Below are 15,762 nucleotides of genomic sequence, written 5' to 3' on the forward strand. Positions count from 1 at the left end.
TCCTACAGGGGAGCCCCTCTCCCGCACGCGGGAGAGAGGAGCGAATTTCGGGGTTGATTCTGCGGGCACGCTGTTATTCAATCAATTTCATATTTTTTGCCGAAAACATGAATATTTCTAAAGATGATTGAACTGCGACACTTGAGAGCACTGACGATCCTGCGGGAGACCGGCAGCATGGTGCGCGCGGCCGAGCGGCTGCACCTGACCCAGTCCGCGCTGTCGCACCTGTTCCGCGAGATGGAGGAGCGCCACGCGCAGCCGCTGTTCGTGCGCAAGTCGCGCCCGCTGCGCTTTACCAGTGCCGGCCTGCGGCTGCTGCAGCTGGCGGATGACGTACTGCCGCGGGTGGCGCTGGCGCAACGAGACCTGGCGCGGCTGGCGTCAGGCCAAGCCGGGCGGCTGAATATCGCCATCGAGTGCCACAGTTGTTACCAATGGCTGATGCCGACGCTGGACAAGTATCGCGACGACTGGCCGGAGGTGGAGCTGGACCTGTCCAGCGGCTTCCACTTCGCGCCGCTGCCGGCACTGGTGCGCGGCGACCTGGATCTGGTGGTCACCTCCAATCCGGATCCGGAACTGAAAGGTATCCACTACCAGCCGCTGTTCGGGTTCGAAATGGTGCTGGCCATCAGCCGCAAACACGCGCTCGCGGAAAAACGCTGGGTGATGCCGGAGGATCTGGAAGGCGAGGTGCAGATCACCTACCCGGTCGAGCGCGAGCGGCTGGATATCTTCCAGCACTTTCTCGACCCGGCCGGCGTCGAGCCCGCCGATGTGCGCACCGCGGAACTGACGGTGATGATGGTGCAGCTGGCCGCCAGCGGCCGCGGCGTCTGCGCACTGCCGAACTGGGCCCTGCACGACTATCTACAGAAGGGGCAGAAGGCATTTGTCGCGCAGCTGCGGCTCGGCGAGAGAGGCCTGTGGAGCACGCTCTACGCGGCGGTGCGCGAGGAGATGCTGGAGCAGGCGTTCGTGGAGGATTTTCTGCAGACGGCGCGGGATACCTGCTTTGCCAACTTGAACGGCATTCGCGCCGTGTGATCCATTAAGTCGTCATTCCGGCGCAGGCCGGACTGCGGAGGCATGGATGCCGAAGCGAGCACGCGCAAAGCGCGTGGCCCGAAGGGCGTGGTGCAGGAGCACCACCTAATCCAGGTACCTCCGGCACCCGTTCTGGATGCCGGCCTGCGCCGGTATGACGAAAATAAAAGCCGGCCTGCGCCGCAGATGATGAATACTCGGATACAAGAAATTGTAGGAGCGGCCCATGGCCGCGATCGGACTATCCGTTAACCGGAAACATCGATCGCGGCCATGGGCCGCTCCTACAAGTTTTGCCTCAATAATCAGGGTTCCGACCAGCGCCGCAGCAGATTGTGGTAGACCCCCGTCTGCGCGACGATCGCCTCGTGTTCACCCAACTCCTGGCGTAACCGGTTGATCGACATATCCAGGTCGAACAGTAATGTGCGCTGGCCGTCGTCGCGCACCAGGCTCTGCAGCCAGAAGAAGGAGCTGATACGGCTGCCGCGGGTGACCGGCGTTACCCGGTGCAGGCTGGTGGACGGATAGAGCACCAGCGAGCCCGCCGGCAGTTTCACCTTGTGCGCGCCGTAGGTGTCGTCGATCAGCAGCTCGCCGCCGTCGTACTCGTCCGGTTCCGACAGGAACAGGGTGCAGGACAGATCCGTGCGGATCTGTCCGCCCGTCGGCAGGCGGCGGATCGCATTGTCCACGTGATTGTGGAAATGCTCCCCGCCTTCGTAGCGGTTGAACAGCGGCGGGAACACCCGCTGCGGCAGCGCCGCGGACATAAACAGCCCGCTGCGCGGCAGCGCCTGCAAAATAATATTGCCGCACTCCCGCGCCACTTCTGAGTCCTCCGGCAGCTGGCGATTTTTTTTCGCCTGCGCCGACTGGTGGCCGGCGGTCACCCTGCCGTCCACCCACTCCGCCTGCAGCAGGGCCGCGCGCATGTCGGCGACCTGCTGCTTGCTGAGAACTTCGGGGATTTCCAACAGCACCTTTACTGCCTCTTAATAGCTGAAGTTGACGCTCAACAGCGCGGTGCGGCCGAGCCCCGGAATAAAGTGGCCGCCGCCGACGTAGTCGATATATTCCTCACCGGTCAGGTTCTGGATATTCAACTGCGCACTGATGTTGCTGCTGAAAGCGTAAACGCCGGACGCCTCGTAAACCCAGTAGTCCGGCGCCTGGCGCAGGTTGGCGGTGTTGTTGTAGCGGTCGCCGACATACTGGGCGCCCACACCGACCTGCAGCTTTTCACTCACCGCGTAATTACCCCACAGGTTGAACGAGTGCTCGGGGGAGTTCGCCAGCTCCTTGCCGACCTCTGCCACATCCTTGCTCTCCAGCACCTCGGTATCCAGGTACACGTAACCGGCGTTCAGGCTCAGGCGCTCGGTGACGGCTCCGGCCACACCCAGCTCCAGCCCCTGCACGCGCTGCTCGCCCTCCAGCACCAGCAGATCGTTGGGGTCGTCCGGATCCTGGGTGCGCGCGTTGACCTTGTCGGTGCGGAACAGCGCCGCGGTCAGCAGCAGGTTGCCGTCCGCGATCTGCCACTTGGTGCCCAGCTCCAGGCTGCGGTTTTCCTCCGGGTCCAGGTCGGCAATGCCCGGCTGGCGGCTGCTGGTGGAAATGGACAGCGCCTCCGCGGTCGGATTGAACGAGGTGCCGTAACCCAGGTAGAAGGTACCCGCATCGACCGGCTTGAACACCAGGCCCGCGCGGTAGCTCAGCATGGAATCGGTGCGCTCCATCAGCGGGCTGCCGTCCGGGGTGTACTCCAGTTCGAAGCGATCGTAGCGCAGGCCGCCGTTCAGCTGCCACTGCTCGTTCAACTGCACCGAGTCGGACAGGTAGGCCGCCACCGTGGTGGAATCGGCGGTGCTGGCAGTGCCGGTGCGGCGGTAGCTTTCCAGGTAGGGATCGTTCGGGTTCGGGTTGTACAGGTCCGTCGCCGGGGAGTCCTCGCCGGTCAGTTCCTGCGTATAGCGCTTCTCGCCCTCGAGGCTCAGTTCCGCGCCCAGCAATATCTTGTGCTCCACCGCACCGGCGTTCACCGTCACCATCAGGTCGGTCATGTTGCTGATGATGGTGTCTTCATCGTCGCGGTATTTTTCGTCGCTGCGGCGAATATCGGTGCTGTCGCTGCTGGCAAAGCGCGGCGCGGTGATCATGGAATCGCGGTAGGTGCGGCCCCAACGGGTCACGTTGCGCAGGCTGGTGCTGTCGGTCAGCCGCTGCTCCAGCTGCACGGTGGCGAGGGTCGTCTCCGTCTCCTCGAAATCGCGGGACTTGAGACCGTACCAGTTCTCGAAATCCACCGGCGCCGGCTCGTTGGCCAGGTCCGCCAGCGGCGCATTGCCCTCCGGCACCCAGGGGATACCGTAGTCGGGCACATTGTCCTGCGCCAGATGGAACAGGCTCAGAGTCACTTCGGTGTCCGTCTCCAGGCCGAAGGCGATGGACGGCGCCACGCCCCAGCGGGAATTGTTCACCTCGTTGCGGCCGGCGACGTCCTGGTCGTGCACCATCAGGTTGACGCGCGCGGCGGCGTTGTCGATGCCGTCCAGGGTCTGGTTCACGTCCAGGGTCGCGCGGCTGTAGCTGTCGCTGCCGGCGATGATATTGGAGCGGGTGCTGTCGGTGAGGCTCGGCGCCTTGCTCACCAGGTTCACGGAACCGCCGGTGGAACCGCGGCCCGAGTAATCGGAAGACGGCCCCTTGACCACTTCCACCTGTTCCAGGTTGAACGGGTCGCGGGTGTAGCCGCCGAAGTCGCGCACGTTGTCGACGAAGATGTCGGTGCGCGCGCTGTAGCCGCGGATCGCGAACTGGTCGCCGGCCGGCGCGCCGCCCTCACCGGCCTGCATGCTGATGCCGGAGACGTTGCGCAGCACGTCGCGCAGGGTGGTGGCGGCGCGCTGTTGGATCACCTCTTCGGAGATCACGTTGACGGTCTGCGCGGTGTCCAGCAGCGGGCGCGGGAATTTGACCGAACTGGTGCTCGTCTCTTCCTGCCTGTCGACCACTTCCACCAGTTCCGGTGCGCGGTCGCTCTTAGGCGCGGTTGCCGCTTCCTGCGCCTGGGCAGCCGCAACAAGACTGCTGGCCATGGCGGCGGCCAGCGGAATGCGGGCAATTTTTTTTGCCAGCGGTTTGATCTTGAAAGAGTCCGTGGATTCGAGCAGTGCGAGTTGGTCCGTTGTACTCGGCAGTTTGGTCATGGTGATTAGCCCCAACGAGAGATTTATAAGTTGCCTGTTTAATTAGCAACGCTAATGCGACTGATTATCATTTAAATATGTAAAGTGGGCAAGATGGTCGTGAAAAGAAAAGGGATTATTTTTTTCGCGGAGGGGATACCGCTCACAAATCAAACAGAAAACTGGTGAGGCGCCGACTGCAGGCTGTTGCCACCCCACCTTTCCTTATTTCTCAGCAGGTGCGGTAGCGGCAAAGCACTGGGGCGAGTATTTCGAAAACGCTGTGAATACATCCCTGTAAGCTCCGTCGGCGCCATCCATGGCGCCGACGGTTTCGAAATACTCGCCCCAGCACTTTGCCTTCAGTTCAGACTGCCGGACTCTGTCAGCGACCTGGGCCGGCAGGAGTAATTGCTGATAGGAAATACGCTGTGACGTTCTCCTACGGCCCGTCAGGCGGGATCGGCGGCGGCTTGCCGCTGGGCGCGGGCCTTCCGGCTTCTGGCGAGGAAATTGCGGAAGCGGCGCAGCGACAGCGCCAGCCCGGTCCACACCATCAATACGCCCGCCAGTGACGCGAGGCCCGCGATCGTCTGCCCCAGGATGCCCAGCGCCTCGCCGGTGTGCAGGAAGCGGATCCAGGAGCGCCACTGGCGGCCGGTGGATTCGTCGGCGAATGTCTTGCGCTGGATGATCTCGCCGCTGCTTGCGTCCAGGGTCAGGCTGCCGCGCTTCTGCGGCTGGCCGCCGTTGCCCCGGTCGACGCTGATCTCTATCGCTTTCGCATCGCCCTGCGGCAGACGGACAGTGAGCGACTGCCAGCCGTCACTCTCTGCAGCCGCGTTGCGCAGCAGCTGCTCCAGCGGCAGGCCGCTGTAGGCTACCGGATTGGACTCATGTCGCTCGGGCGGCCGGCCGCCGCGGCGCTGTGGCGGTTCCTCGCCGGCGAGTTTGTAGACCAGGCCGTTGGCCCAGGAATAATTGAACACGGTGGCGCTGGCGACAATTACCACCAAGGGCAGCGCCGCCCAGAAACCGAACACATGGTGCCAGTTGAAATCCCGCGCCTTGCCGGACTTCGCATTCGGGTGGAACCAGAGGCGGATGCGGAAGGTGCTCCAGCGATAGATCGCCGGCAGCCACAGGTAGAGGCCGCTCAGGATCAGGAACAGGAACGCCAAGTTGCAGGCGCCGGTGATCGCGCGGGCGATGCCGCGGTTTTCGTCGCCGGCGTTGAACCAGCGGTGCCAGTGCACCACCGCGTCGAAGAAGTCGTGCAGTTGCTCGCCGCCGGGCTCATAGACTTCTGCGGTGTAGGGATTGATGTAACGGCTCTGCGCGCGGCCCTCGCGCAGCAATACTGGCGCGTCCGTATCGGCAAACATGGTGGCGCTGTCCGGGCGGAAATCCCCGCCGCCGGAGGCGGCAGTGATCAGCTCGTCCAGCGGCAGCCGCTGCTGCCCGTCCGCCGGCTGCCAGTTGTAGCTGCTGCCGTCGCTCCAGGCGAGTATCTGCCGTTCATAGGTGAGCAGAACGCCAGTCACCGACATCATCAGAATCACCAGCCCCGCGATCACACCGCAGATCAGGTGAATCCAGAAAATCCCTTTGCGCAACATGCCAGGCCCCCAACAGCAGCTGTTATCAGGCGCAAATGATAATTGTTATCTATAAGACGGGCAATGCAGATCCGCGCGCTCGGCAGCGGAAAACAGTAAAGAATTCCTAAGCCTGCCATGGCCCGGCTCCCTCAGGGGCACAATGCGGGTAAGATAGGGCGCAGATTCAAAAAGGGGAGATTTTGCATGGCGAACCCAATCGAGCGCTGGAACCCGGTAAGCAAGGGCCTGCACTGGCTGTTCGTTATCCTGCTGCTGAGTGTCTGGGGCGCGGTGGAACTGCACGAGTTCTACGACCGGGAAGATCCGATGCGCGGCTGGCTGGTGCGGCTGCACTTCTCTCTCGGCATTACCGTATTGCTGTTGCTGGCCGTACGCCTCTACTGGCGGGCCCGCCACAAGCGGCCACAGCCTGAGGGATCGCGCTGGCAGCAGGCGCTGTCGAAGCTGACCCACGGCGCCCTGTACCTGATTCTGCTGGCAATGCCCGCCTCCGGCATTACGATGCGGCAGCTGTTCGGGCGGGATACGGAATTTTTCGGTCTCTTCGCCCTGCCCCGGCTGCTGACGGAGAACCCGGATCTGGGCAAACAGGTTGCCTTCCTACACAAGGAGGTTCTGTGGCCGGCGCTGCTGGTGCTGGTGGGCCTGCATATAGCGGCGGCGCTCTGGCATCACTTTGTGCAGAAGGACAAAACGCTCACCAGGATGCTGCCGCAGAGGTAGTTCTGTTCGGGCATCGATCGCGGCCATGGGCCGCTCCTACAGGAGGTAACAAGGAACTTGTAGGAGCGGCCGTTGGCCGCGATCGATCTACCTGGCCACACTGGATCCCGGCCTGCGCCGGGATGACGACGGATAATAAAAAAGGGCGAACCTTTCGATTCACCCTTTTCGCAAACAATGAACAATTTGTCATACCGGCGCAGGTCGGCGCCCTATTGGACACCGATCGCGGCCACCGGCCGCTCCTACTGGAGGTTATAAAGAAACTTGTAGGAGCGGCGGGGCGGATGGCCGCCCGTGGCCGCGATCGATCTATCTGACCGCGCTCGATTAGGTGGTGCTCCTGCACCACGCCCTGCGGGCCACGCGCTTTGCGCGTGCCCGCTTCGGCATCCATGCCTCCGCAGTCCGGCATACGCCGGGATGACGACGGATAATAAAAAAGGGCGAACCACTGGGTTCGCCCTCGTCGCAACCAATCCTCTTTCGCAACTTCGCCATACCGGCCTGCGCCGGGATGACGCGCTGAAATTGGTTATTGCTGCGGCTTGCGTTTTCTCGGCTTGGCCCCGCCCGGTTTACCAGCGCGCGGCTTGCCGCCGCCGACCTGCTCACCCAGCTTGGCAATTTTCATCGGCCGGCCGGCCACGCGTACCTGCTTCAGGTGCTGGAACACTTCCTTCGGCATACCCTCCGGCAGATCCACCGTGGTGTACTCCGGGTAGATCTCGATGCGGCCGATATAGGAACTCTCCAGATCCACCTCGTTGGCGATGGCGCCGACGATATTGCCCGGCTTGACGCCGTGCTCGCGGCCGACTTCGATGCGGAAGCGCTCCATGCCTTCGTCCGGCGGCGACATCTTCTTGTCCTTCTCGTAACCGCCCTTCTTGCGGCCGCGGCCCTCGAACTCCTCATCGCGATCCCAGCGCTCTTTCCTTTCTCTCTGCGGGCGCTCTTGCTCCTTGATCAGCAGCGGCTGGTCGCCCTGGGCCATGGCGGCCAGGGCCGCGGCCACGTCGAGCGGATCGGCTTCGTTCTGCGCCAGGTATTCCTCCACCAGCTGGCGGTAGGGCGCCAGGTCGGTGGCGCCGTCCAAGGTGCCGGTGATGCGTTCGCGGAAGCGCTGCATGCGCGCGTCGTTCACCTGCGCGGCGCTCGGCAGCTGCAGCTTTTCGATCGGCTTCTTGGTCGCCTTCTCGATGATGCGCAGCATGCGCTGTTCGCGCGGAGCGACGAACAGGATCGCATCGCCCTCGCGGCCGGCGCGGCCGGTGCGGCCGATGCGGTGGATATAGGCCTCGGTGTCGTAGGGAATGTCGTAGTTGATCACGTGACTGATACGCGCCACGTCCAGGCCGCGGGCGGCCACGTCGGTGGCGACGACAATATCCAGCGCGCCCTTCTTCAGCTTGTCGATCACCTGCTCGCGCAGGTTCTGCGCCATATCGCCGTTCAGCGCCGAGCTGGCAAAGCCGCGCGCGGCGAGCTTGTCCGCCAGCTCCACGGTGGTGTTCTTGGTGCGCACGAAGATGATGGTCGCGTCCACCGGCTCCGCTTCGAGTATGCGGGTCAGCGCATCCAGCTTGTGCAGGCCGCCCACCGGCCAGTAGCGCTGGCGGATGGTCTCGGCGGTCTCGGTCTTGACGCGGATCTTCACTTCCACCGGCTCGCGCAGGTGCTCGCGGGCGATGCGCGCGATTTCCTTTGGCATGGTGGCGGAGAAGAGCGCAATCTGGCGCTCCTCCGGAATCTGCTCCAGTACCCACTGCACATCGTCGATAAAGCCCATGCGCAGCATTTCGTCGGCTTCGTCCAGCACCAGGATCTTCAGGTTGGACAGGTCCAGCGAGCCGCGGCGCATATGGTCCATCACCCGGCCCGGGGTGCCCACTACCAGCTGCACGCCGCGTTTCAGCTGCTGAATCTGGCCGCGGTAATCGGCGCCGCCGTAGATCGGCGCCACGTGGAAGCCCTTCAGGTTGGCGGCGTAGGACTGGCAGGCCTCGGCGACCTGGATCGCCAGCTCGCGGGTCGGCGCCAGTACCAGCGCCTGCGGGCGCTTGTCTTTCAGGTCCAGCTGCGCCAGCATCGGCAGCGCGAAGGCCGCCGTCTTGCCGGTGCCGGTCTGGGCCTGGCCCAGTACGTCGCGGCCTTCCAATAAAGAGGGAATGGTCTGCGCCTGGATCGGCGAGGGCGTCTCGTAGCCCAGCTTCTCGATGGCGTTAAGGATGTCAGTCGGCAGGCCCAGTTGGTCAAAACCAACCAGATTCGGGGTATCGGTCATTTGGGGATTCACTTGATTCTACAAAGGGGCCGGGCGGAGGCCATGGTCCCAACGGGATAACCATAGCTCACAGCCAAAGATTGATGGGCGTGGAGAAAAAGCCCAGCAATAGCACCCGCTATCTTCAAGCTCATTCAACGCAGTACAGGGGCCTGTGGCGAGGAGGTCTGTAACCCAGTTAGGCTGATGTCCCACTCAGGCGCCATAGGGGCGGGGGACAAAAGGCCGCGCAGTCTATCAGGTTCGGGCGCAGCTAGCAGTATGTTTATTAGGCGCCTCACGGGCGCAGTAGCTCCGGGTGATGGCATTGCCATCGCTCCCGACAACTTCGGGCAAGCTTGCGCGGGGCGACGCCACGCCCTCTTTGAACGGGTCGCCGCTCTCCAGCAATTCCTCGACCGGATCAGTGAGGCAAATCCACCCAGCCCGTTGGTACCGGCTAGCCTAAACCTCAGGTGTTGAACGGAAACACCAACGGCAACAGCGTCAGCACCGTGACCGAATAAGCAATCGTCAATGGCAGCCCCGCGCGCAGGAAGTCCCGCAAATGGTAACCACCCAGGTTCTGCACCATCAGGTTGGTCTGGTAACCGAAGGGCGTCAGGAAGCTGGCGCTGGCTCCGTAGGCCACGGCCATCACGAACGGCATCCAGCTCACGCCGAAGCTCTCCGCCAGGCTCCAGGCCAGCGGGAACGCCAGCGCGGCGGCGGCGTTGTTGGTCATCAGTTCGGTCAGTGCCAGCGTCAGCAGGAAAATCCCCACCAGGCCGACGAAGGGCCCGGCATCCTGTAGCGCACTGCGCATGCCGCCGGCCAACGCATCCGCCAGGCCACTGCCGGAGAAGGCCTCCGCCAGCACCAGCGCGCTGGCGATGATCATCCAGATCTGGAACGGGAAGCGGCGCTGCAGCTCGGTGGTGGACACAATGTTCAGGCCGATCATGCCGCCGAGCAGTACGATCAGGCCCTTCAGCAGCGAGAAATATCCCAGCGCGGCACCCGCCACCACCGCGGCGAAGCCGAGCCCCATCAGCCAGCTGTCGCGTCGGGAGAGCTGGCGCTGCACGTCGTTGCCGGTGATCACATAGAAATTCTTGTCGATATTGCGGTGGTGCTTGAAGTCCGGCCCCACCGCGAGCAGCAGTGCGTCGCCGGTCTGCAACTCGATCTCGCCCAGCTTGCCCGACAGCCGGTCGCCGCCGCGGCGCATCGCCACCACGGCGGCGTCGAAGCGGGTGCGGAACTGGCAGCTCTTCAGGGTCTCGCCGATGATGCTGGAGTTGGGGGTCAGGACCACTTCCGTCAACTCCAGGTCCAGCTTGTCGTCCTCCAGCGCAAACTGCCGCAGCCCCTCGATCGCCTGCAGGCGCCCCAGATCGCGCACGTCGCCGCTGAAGATCAGCTTGTCGCCGCTGCGGACCATCTCGGTTGGCGCCACCGGGCTGATACTGCGCGCGCCGCGCACTATTTCGATCAGGTAGAGGGTCTCCAGCTGGCGCAGCTTGTTCTGTTCCACCGTCCTGCCGTCCAGCGGCGAGTCGGCCACCACCTCCGCCTCCAGCAGGTACTCGGCGGCCCTCTCCTCGGTAACCCGCCCCGCCGGCAGCAGGTGGTTGCACACCATCAGCACCAGCAGCCCGACCAGGGTCACGCCCAGGCCGACCGGCAGGAAGGCAAAGAAGTCCAGGCCGGGCGCGCCGCGGTCCAGCACAAAGCTGTTGACGATCAGATTGGTGGAAGTGCCGATCAGGGTGAGGGTGCCGCCCAGAATCGCCGCATAGGACAGCGGCAGCAGCAACTTGGCCGGCGGATAGCGCCGCTGCGCCTTCACACTGGAGGCCAATGCGGCCACCACCGCGGTGTTGTTCAGGAAGGCCGAGCTCAGCGCGGTGGCGCCGGTCAGGCGCAGCAGACTGCCGCGCAGCGAGCCGCCGATCAGCCCCTCGGAAATCGCCCGCAGCCAGCGCGCCTTCTCCAGCCCGATCGAGGCCAGCAACAGGGCGACCAGCGTCACCAGACCCGGGTTGACCGCCTTCTGCAATACCGACTCAGCCGGCACCAGCCCGGTCAGAAAGCAGACCGCCGCTGCCGAGGCGAACACCAGGGAGGGGCGAATGCGGGTAAAGATCAGGGAAGCAATCACCAGCACAAAGATGCCGGCAACGACGAACTGGCTCAGGGTCATGGGTGTACGGCGCCGATCGGCTGCCCCTTTATGTGGTCACTTTTTATACACAACTTGTTGAATGCCATTATGCCAAATCTGGCGTAGACACCCAATGTATTTGCGCCACCGTAGCGTCCGATCAATGTCACTGCATACCGACGAGCGCTGGGACTCGCGATACTGAAGGCTCCTGTACTCCGCTGCTGTTATCGCTGAGGCGGGACTGATCGCGGCATTTGCCCTGCAAACGGCAAAACTGTGCAGCCGGCTCTGTTATTTTTGTCGGGCACTGTAGTCAGAAAGAATATTTTTCGCCGGAGGCGCTATTTGAGCGGACCCCACCAACTGTCGTTATCCAGATACCACTGAATGGTCTTTCGGATGCCCGTCTCCAGGCTCTGCCGGGGTTTATAGGACAGCTCTGCGCTCGCCTTGCGCGCGTCGATCGCATAGCGGCGGTCATGCCCCGCCCTGTCTGTGACAAACGAAATCAGCTCCTCTGCCTTGCCCGACCTGACCTTTGTTGCGTTCGGATAGCGCTCACCCAGTTGCGGATTGGAACCGAAGGATTGATTCATCAGCTCACAGATCAGCCGGACAATATCGACGTTCGCCCATTCATTGTTACCGCCGATGTTGTAGCACTCGCCGTGGCGGCCCTTTTTCAGCACCAGTTCGATGCCCCGCACATGATCCTCGACGTAGAGCCAGTCCCTTATCTGTCTGCCGTCGCCGTAAATTGGCAGAGGCCTGTCCTGCAGGATGTTGGTGATCACCAGCGGGATCAGCTTTTCCGGGAAATGATAGGGCCCGTAGTTATTGGAGCAGTTGCTCGTGGTTACCCTGAGGCCATAAGTATGGTGGTAGGCGCGCACCAGGTGATCGGAAGCCGCCTTGCTCGCCGAATAGGGGCTGTTGGGTGCGTAGGGTGTGCTCTCGCGGAACGGCCGCTCGCCCGCCGCCAGGGTGCCGTAGACTTCGTCGGTGGAGACGTGGTGGAAGCGGTGTGCCTCCCTGAGTTCGCCCGCTTCCAGCCAGACCTTCTTGGCCGCCTTGAGCAGGCTGTGTGTGCCGATGATATTGGTCTCGATAAAGGCGTCGGGCCCGGTGATGGAGCGGTCCACATGGCTTTCGGCAGCGAAGTTGACCAGCGTGTCGATGCGGTGTTCCTTTAACAGCACTTCAACCAACCCGGTATCGCAGATATTGCCGTGACAGAAGGTGAAGTTCTGGCGATCCGTCAACTGCGCTATGTTGGCCCTGTTGCCCGCGTAGGTCAGCGCGTCCAGCACCACCACCTTGTCTTCGGGGTATTCCGCCATCCAGTAGTGGACGAAATTTGCCCCGATAAAACCGGCCCCGCCGGTAACCAGCAAATTACTCATTACCCGGAATTCCCATGCTTTCTGCGACCTCGCTGCCCGCCGTGCGGCGATGGGTCGTGCTCGGCGCGGATTTCTCGCCGCTACTGCATTTCATTTCCTCGAGCGCCCTTCTCAGGGTTTGGCGCCAGTGCGGCAGATCAAGACCCAGTTGGCTTACCAGCCGCTTTTTATCCAGCACGCTGTATTGGGGACGAATGGCCGCGGTCGGATATTCTGACGTGGCAATGGGTTTGATCTGTATTTCTCTGTCAGCGGGTAACAGCCCCACCGATTTGGCCTCTTCATAAATGGCAACGGCGAAGTCGTACCAGCTGGCCGCACCCGCATCCGTATAGTGATATACACCGCGGGCACTGCCGTCATACGCCAGCGCATAGAGCACCCGAGCAAGCGTGCCCGCCCAGGTGGGCGTGCCTATCTGATCGACCACCACGCCCAGCTGATCCCGCTCGGCCATCAGGCGCAACATGGTGTTGACGAAGTTATTGCCGTGCGCCGAGTAGAGCCAGGCGGTGCGCACGATGACGGCATCCGGCAGAGCCGCTCGCACGGCCTCTTCTCCCGCGACCTTGCTCTCGCCATACACGCCCAGCGGGCGGACCGGATCCTGCACGGTATAGGGACTGGATTTCAGGCCATCGAATACGAAGTCGGTGGAGACATGGAGCAGCCGGACGCCGAACTCTTTGCAGGCGAGCGCCAGGCTCTCCGCACCGATGGCGTTGACGGCGAACGCCTCTGTCGCGTCGGATTCCGCTTTGTCGACCGCGGTATAGCCGGCGGCATTCAGCAATACTTCGGGCCGCACTTTATCCAAAACGGACGCCACTGCCGCGGGATTGCTGATATTGAGTTCTTCACGCCCCAGGAAAACCGGCCTCACACCCTGCGGCGCCAAGATCTGCAGCGCCCTACCCAACTGGCCGTTCTTTCCGGTGATCAGGATCTTCATCGAAGCTTCTTCCTCGCTCGCCCGCTTCTGACAATTATTAGCGTCATCCCTGCCTGACTGTGCGCCGACTCCGGTGCGGACGTATTGCGTAACCTCATCACCGAGAAGCGCCATTCGCCGCCATCAGCAGAAAGTCACCGCATCTTTGAGCAGTTTTCCCTGCCGATCTTTCGCCGAAAGCTTTGGCGCCTCTCCATTGTAGAGCGGCCATTCTATGTTGATTTCCGGGTCGTCCCAGCGCAGGGAATGTTCGTGCTCCGGCGCGTAATAATCGGTGCACTTGTAGACAAACTCGGCTGCTTCACTGGTGACGTAGAAACCGTGCGCGAAACCTTCCGGCACCCAGAGCTGGCACCTGTTCTCCAGCGAAAGGGTAGCGCCCACCCACCGGCCGAATGTGGGTGAGCTGCGGCGCAGGTCCACCGCCACATCAAAAACTTCACCGGATATCACGCGCACCAGTTTCCCCTGGGTGCGCTCGCTCTGGTAGTGCAGGCCGCGCAGGATCCCGCGGCAGGATTTACTGTGGTTGTCCTGTACAAATACGCGTTCGGCGCACTCCCGGTTGAATGTGTCCTGGCGGAAGCTTTCGAAGAAAAATCCCCGCTCATCCCCGAACACTTCCGGTTCGATAATTTTTACGTCGGGGATGCTTGTTGCAATAACTTTCATAGCGGGGATCTAGAGAAGGCAGCTGGCCGGGCTGGCGTTTCCAACCACCAGAAACGCCTGTCAGCGCCTGAATACATGGTCGCGCTGTGCATCGACTAACAGCTGGATCAGGTAACTGCCGTAGCCGCTCTTCATCAGAGCCTGCGCCTGCCGCTCCAGTTCATCGCCTGAAATAAATCCTTTGCGGAAAGCGACCTCCTCGGGGCAGGCGATTTTCAGTCCCTGCCGGCGTTCAATGGTCTGGACATACTGCGCAGCCTCAAGCAGGTTGTCGTGGGTTCCGGTATCCAGCCAGGCTGCACCGCGACCCATCAACTCTACATTGAGGAGTCCCTGATCGAGGTAAATGCGATTGAGATCGGTGATTTCGAGCTCGCCCCGGGTGCTGGGTTTGATTTCCTCCGCCAGGTCACAGACCTGGTTGTCGTAAAAATACAGGCCCGTTACGGCGTAGTTGGATTTCGGCTGAGCCGGCTTTTCTTCGATACTGACAACCCGACCGGCGACATCGAATTCAGCCACGCCATAGGCGCGGGGGTCAGCCACGTGATAGCCGAAAACGGTTGCGCCCTCTTGACGCGAGTCCGCTCTTTGCAGTACTTCACTGAAATGCTCGGCGTAGAAGATGTTGTCCCCCAGCACCAGCGCTGAGGGATTATTTCCGACATGCTCGCGACCGATAATGAAGGCCTGGGCCAGTCCATCCGGAGATGGTTGGACCGCGTAGCACAGGTTGATTCCCCACTGAGTGCCGTCACCCAGCAGATTCTGGAACAGCGTCTGCTCCTGCGGCGTGGTGATAATCAGAATGTTGCGAATTCCCGCCAACATCAGCGTGGTGAGTGGGTAATAGATCATCGGCTTGTCATACACCGGCATCAACTGCTTGCTGACGCCTTTGGTGAGCGGGAAAAGCCTTGTGCCGGTGCCACCGGCGAGGATGATGCCCTTGCGGGCCGTGTTGGTCGCGTCCATGCTTCCTGCTTTCGTTTTGGTCTCAGCAAGCCCGACTGTTTGAGCGATTCTTTCGATCTGAATTTTTAGCTATGCAACCTTGCTGACGCTTTCGGTGACCTTGCCCATTGGATCTTGGTAGAGAAATCCGCTTTCCCTAGCAGTGCTGGTTTTCGCTGCCGCCAGCCGGCGCTATCCAACCCTGCCCGGTGCGCACTTCATTTAAGACCAGGGCCATGGGGAATTCCACTTCACAGAGTACGGAGACAGGCAAAGCCTTTTTTGGCATGCAGTGCCGGTGTCAAATACGGGTAAGGCCGTATCTTTGCGTAATACTGTTCATTTAACTGAACGTTCCGCGAAGGTGCCGATACCGGGGACAGCCTTGCGAGACCTGCACCGGCATGGATGCCGGTGCAGAGCCCCCATGGATGGGTTCACGGCGTGTCTCACAAGGCTGTCCGCGGTAACGGCTCCGCCTGCAAAACCGTGATGTGAACCGGAGCCTTGTCTCGCTCTCGCAGCTGATACCGGATACGAAAAAAGGCCGCATCCTTTCGGAAGCGCGGTGCCGGAGATTAGGCCGGGGCGCGGGATGATTCGTGGGCTTTGCCCACTCACCCCTTCGGGGTCGCTCGCGCGCGAGCCCGGCCGGGCGGGCGCTCTGCGGCACCGCTTTGCGGTGCCTTGGAACCGGGGCTTTGCCTCGCTTCCAATTAGCTCCACCAAATACTAAAAAGGCCGCACCCTTGCGGGTGC

At 62.1% G+C, this 15,762-nt stretch carries 11 protein-coding genes; 2 read left to right on the top strand and 9 right to left on the bottom strand.

All coding sequences use genetic code 11. The annotated features are described in order from the left end of the window. Nucleotides 1–123: 123 nt before the first annotated feature. Nucleotides 124–1,050 carry a LysR family transcriptional regulator gene (locus tag RRF64_RS17145; protein WP_323847146.1) on the top strand — a complete coding sequence of 309 codons (927 nt, stop codon included), beginning with the start codon at nucleotides 124–126 and terminating at the stop codon, nucleotides 1,048–1,050. A 305-nt stretch (nucleotides 1,051–1,355) separates the two neighbouring features. On the opposite strand, the gene RRF64_RS17150 is transcribed toward RRF64_RS17145, so the two are convergent. From RRF64_RS17150 to RRF64_RS17160, 3 genes are all read right to left on the bottom strand, one after another. Then, nucleotides 1,356–2,033 carry a Fe2+-dependent dioxygenase gene (locus tag RRF64_RS17150; protein WP_323847147.1) on the bottom strand — a complete coding sequence of 226 codons (678 nt, stop codon included), beginning with the start codon at nucleotides 2,031–2,033 and terminating at the stop codon, nucleotides 1,356–1,358. Nucleotides 2,034–2,045: 12 nt separating this feature from the next. Then, the gene (locus tag RRF64_RS17155) at nucleotides 2,046–4,262 is read right to left on the bottom strand and encodes a TonB-dependent receptor (protein WP_323847148.1); all 2,217 of its coding nucleotides are present in this window, start codon (nucleotides 4,260–4,262) and stop codon (nucleotides 2,046–2,048) included. 431 nt (nucleotides 4,263–4,693) lie between these two features. Continuing rightward, entirely contained in the window at nucleotides 4,694–5,860 is a 1,167-nt protein-coding gene (locus RRF64_RS17160; RefSeq protein WP_323847149.1) for a PepSY-associated TM helix domain-containing protein, read from the bottom strand. 186 nt (nucleotides 5,861–6,046) lie between these two features. Between RRF64_RS17160 and RRF64_RS17165 the strand changes: the two genes are divergently transcribed. Beyond that, nucleotides 6,047–6,586 carry a cytochrome b gene (locus RRF64_RS17165; protein WP_323847150.1) on the top strand — a complete coding sequence of 180 codons (540 nt, stop codon included), beginning with the start codon at nucleotides 6,047–6,049 and terminating at the stop codon, nucleotides 6,584–6,586. A gap of 535 nt (nucleotides 6,587–7,121) precedes the next feature. Here RRF64_RS17165 and RRF64_RS17170 read toward each other — a convergent pair. The 6 genes from RRF64_RS17170 to rfbA form a co-directional block, all read right to left on the bottom strand. Then, nucleotides 7,122–8,873 (bottom strand): DEAD/DEAH box helicase, encoded by a 1,752-nt coding sequence (locus RRF64_RS17170; protein WP_323847151.1) that lies wholly within the window; start codon nucleotides 8,871–8,873, stop codon nucleotides 7,122–7,124. A gap of 451 nt (nucleotides 8,874–9,324) precedes the next feature. After that, on the bottom strand, nucleotides 9,325–11,058 hold the full coding sequence (locus RRF64_RS17175) for an SLC13 family permease (RefSeq protein ID WP_323847152.1): 1,734 nt from the start codon (nucleotides 11,056–11,058) through the stop codon (nucleotides 9,325–9,327). Nucleotides 11,059–11,363: 305 nt separating this feature from the next. Continuing rightward, entirely contained in the window at nucleotides 11,364–12,425 is a 1,062-nt protein-coding gene (gene rfbB, locus RRF64_RS17180) for a dTDP-glucose 4,6-dehydratase (protein ID WP_323847153.1), read from the bottom strand. Next, complete coding sequence (rfbD, locus tag RRF64_RS17185) at nucleotides 12,418–13,377, bottom strand: dTDP-4-dehydrorhamnose reductase (protein WP_323847154.1); 960 nt, start codon at nucleotides 13,375–13,377, stop codon at nucleotides 12,418–12,420. Before rfbD ends, rfbB begins: the two co-directional genes overlap by 8 nt. Before the next feature lie 123 nt (nucleotides 13,378–13,500). Beyond that, nucleotides 13,501–14,049 carry a dTDP-4-dehydrorhamnose 3,5-epimerase gene (gene rfbC, locus RRF64_RS17190; protein WP_323847155.1) on the bottom strand — a complete coding sequence of 183 codons (549 nt, stop codon included), beginning with the start codon at nucleotides 14,047–14,049 and terminating at the stop codon, nucleotides 13,501–13,503. Between the two features lie 60 nt (nucleotides 14,050–14,109). Beyond that, on the bottom strand, nucleotides 14,110–15,024 hold the full coding sequence (gene rfbA / locus RRF64_RS17195; protein ID WP_323847156.1) for a glucose-1-phosphate thymidylyltransferase RfbA: 915 nt from the start codon (nucleotides 15,022–15,024) through the stop codon (nucleotides 14,110–14,112). Nucleotides 15,025–15,762: the final 738 nt, after the last annotated feature.

The organism is Microbulbifer magnicolonia, assembly GCF_035117725.1.
Classification (GTDB): domain Bacteria; phylum Pseudomonadota; class Gammaproteobacteria; order Pseudomonadales; family Cellvibrionaceae; genus Microbulbifer; species Microbulbifer magnicolonia.

Excerpts from the sequence above, each read along its gene's own strand:
- RRF64_RS17145 (WP_323847146.1), top strand. The coding sequence starts at position 124 with ATGATTGAACTGCGACACTTGAGAGCACTGACGATCCTGCGGGAGACC.
- RRF64_RS17155 (WP_323847148.1), bottom strand. The coding sequence starts at position 4,262 with ATGACCAAACTGCCGAGTACAACGGACCAACTCGCACTGCTCGAATCC.
- RRF64_RS17160 (WP_323847149.1), bottom strand. The coding sequence starts at position 5,860 with ATGTTGCGCAAAGGGATTTTCTGGATTCACCTGATCTGCGGTGTGATC.
- RRF64_RS17165 (WP_323847150.1), top strand. The coding sequence starts at position 6,047 with ATGGCGAACCCAATCGAGCGCTGGAACCCGGTAAGCAAGGGCCTGCAC.
- RRF64_RS17170 (WP_323847151.1), bottom strand. The coding sequence starts at position 8,873 with ATGACCGATACCCCGAATCTGGTTGGTTTTGACCAACTGGGCCTGCCG.
- RRF64_RS17175 (WP_323847152.1), bottom strand. The coding sequence starts at position 11,058 with ATGACCCTGAGCCAGTTCGTCGTTGCCGGCATCTTTGTGCTGGTGATT.
- rfbB (WP_323847153.1), bottom strand. The coding sequence starts at position 12,425 with ATGAGTAATTTGCTGGTTACCGGCGGGGCCGGTTTTATCGGGGCAAAT.
- rfbD (WP_323847154.1), bottom strand. The coding sequence starts at position 13,377 with ATGAAGATCCTGATCACCGGAAAGAACGGCCAGTTGGGTAGGGCGCTG.
- rfbC (WP_323847155.1), bottom strand. The coding sequence starts at position 14,049 with ATGAAAGTTATTGCAACAAGCATCCCCGACGTAAAAATTATCGAACCG.
- rfbA (WP_323847156.1), bottom strand. The coding sequence starts at position 15,024 with ATGGACGCGACCAACACGGCCCGCAAGGGCATCATCCTCGCCGGTGGC.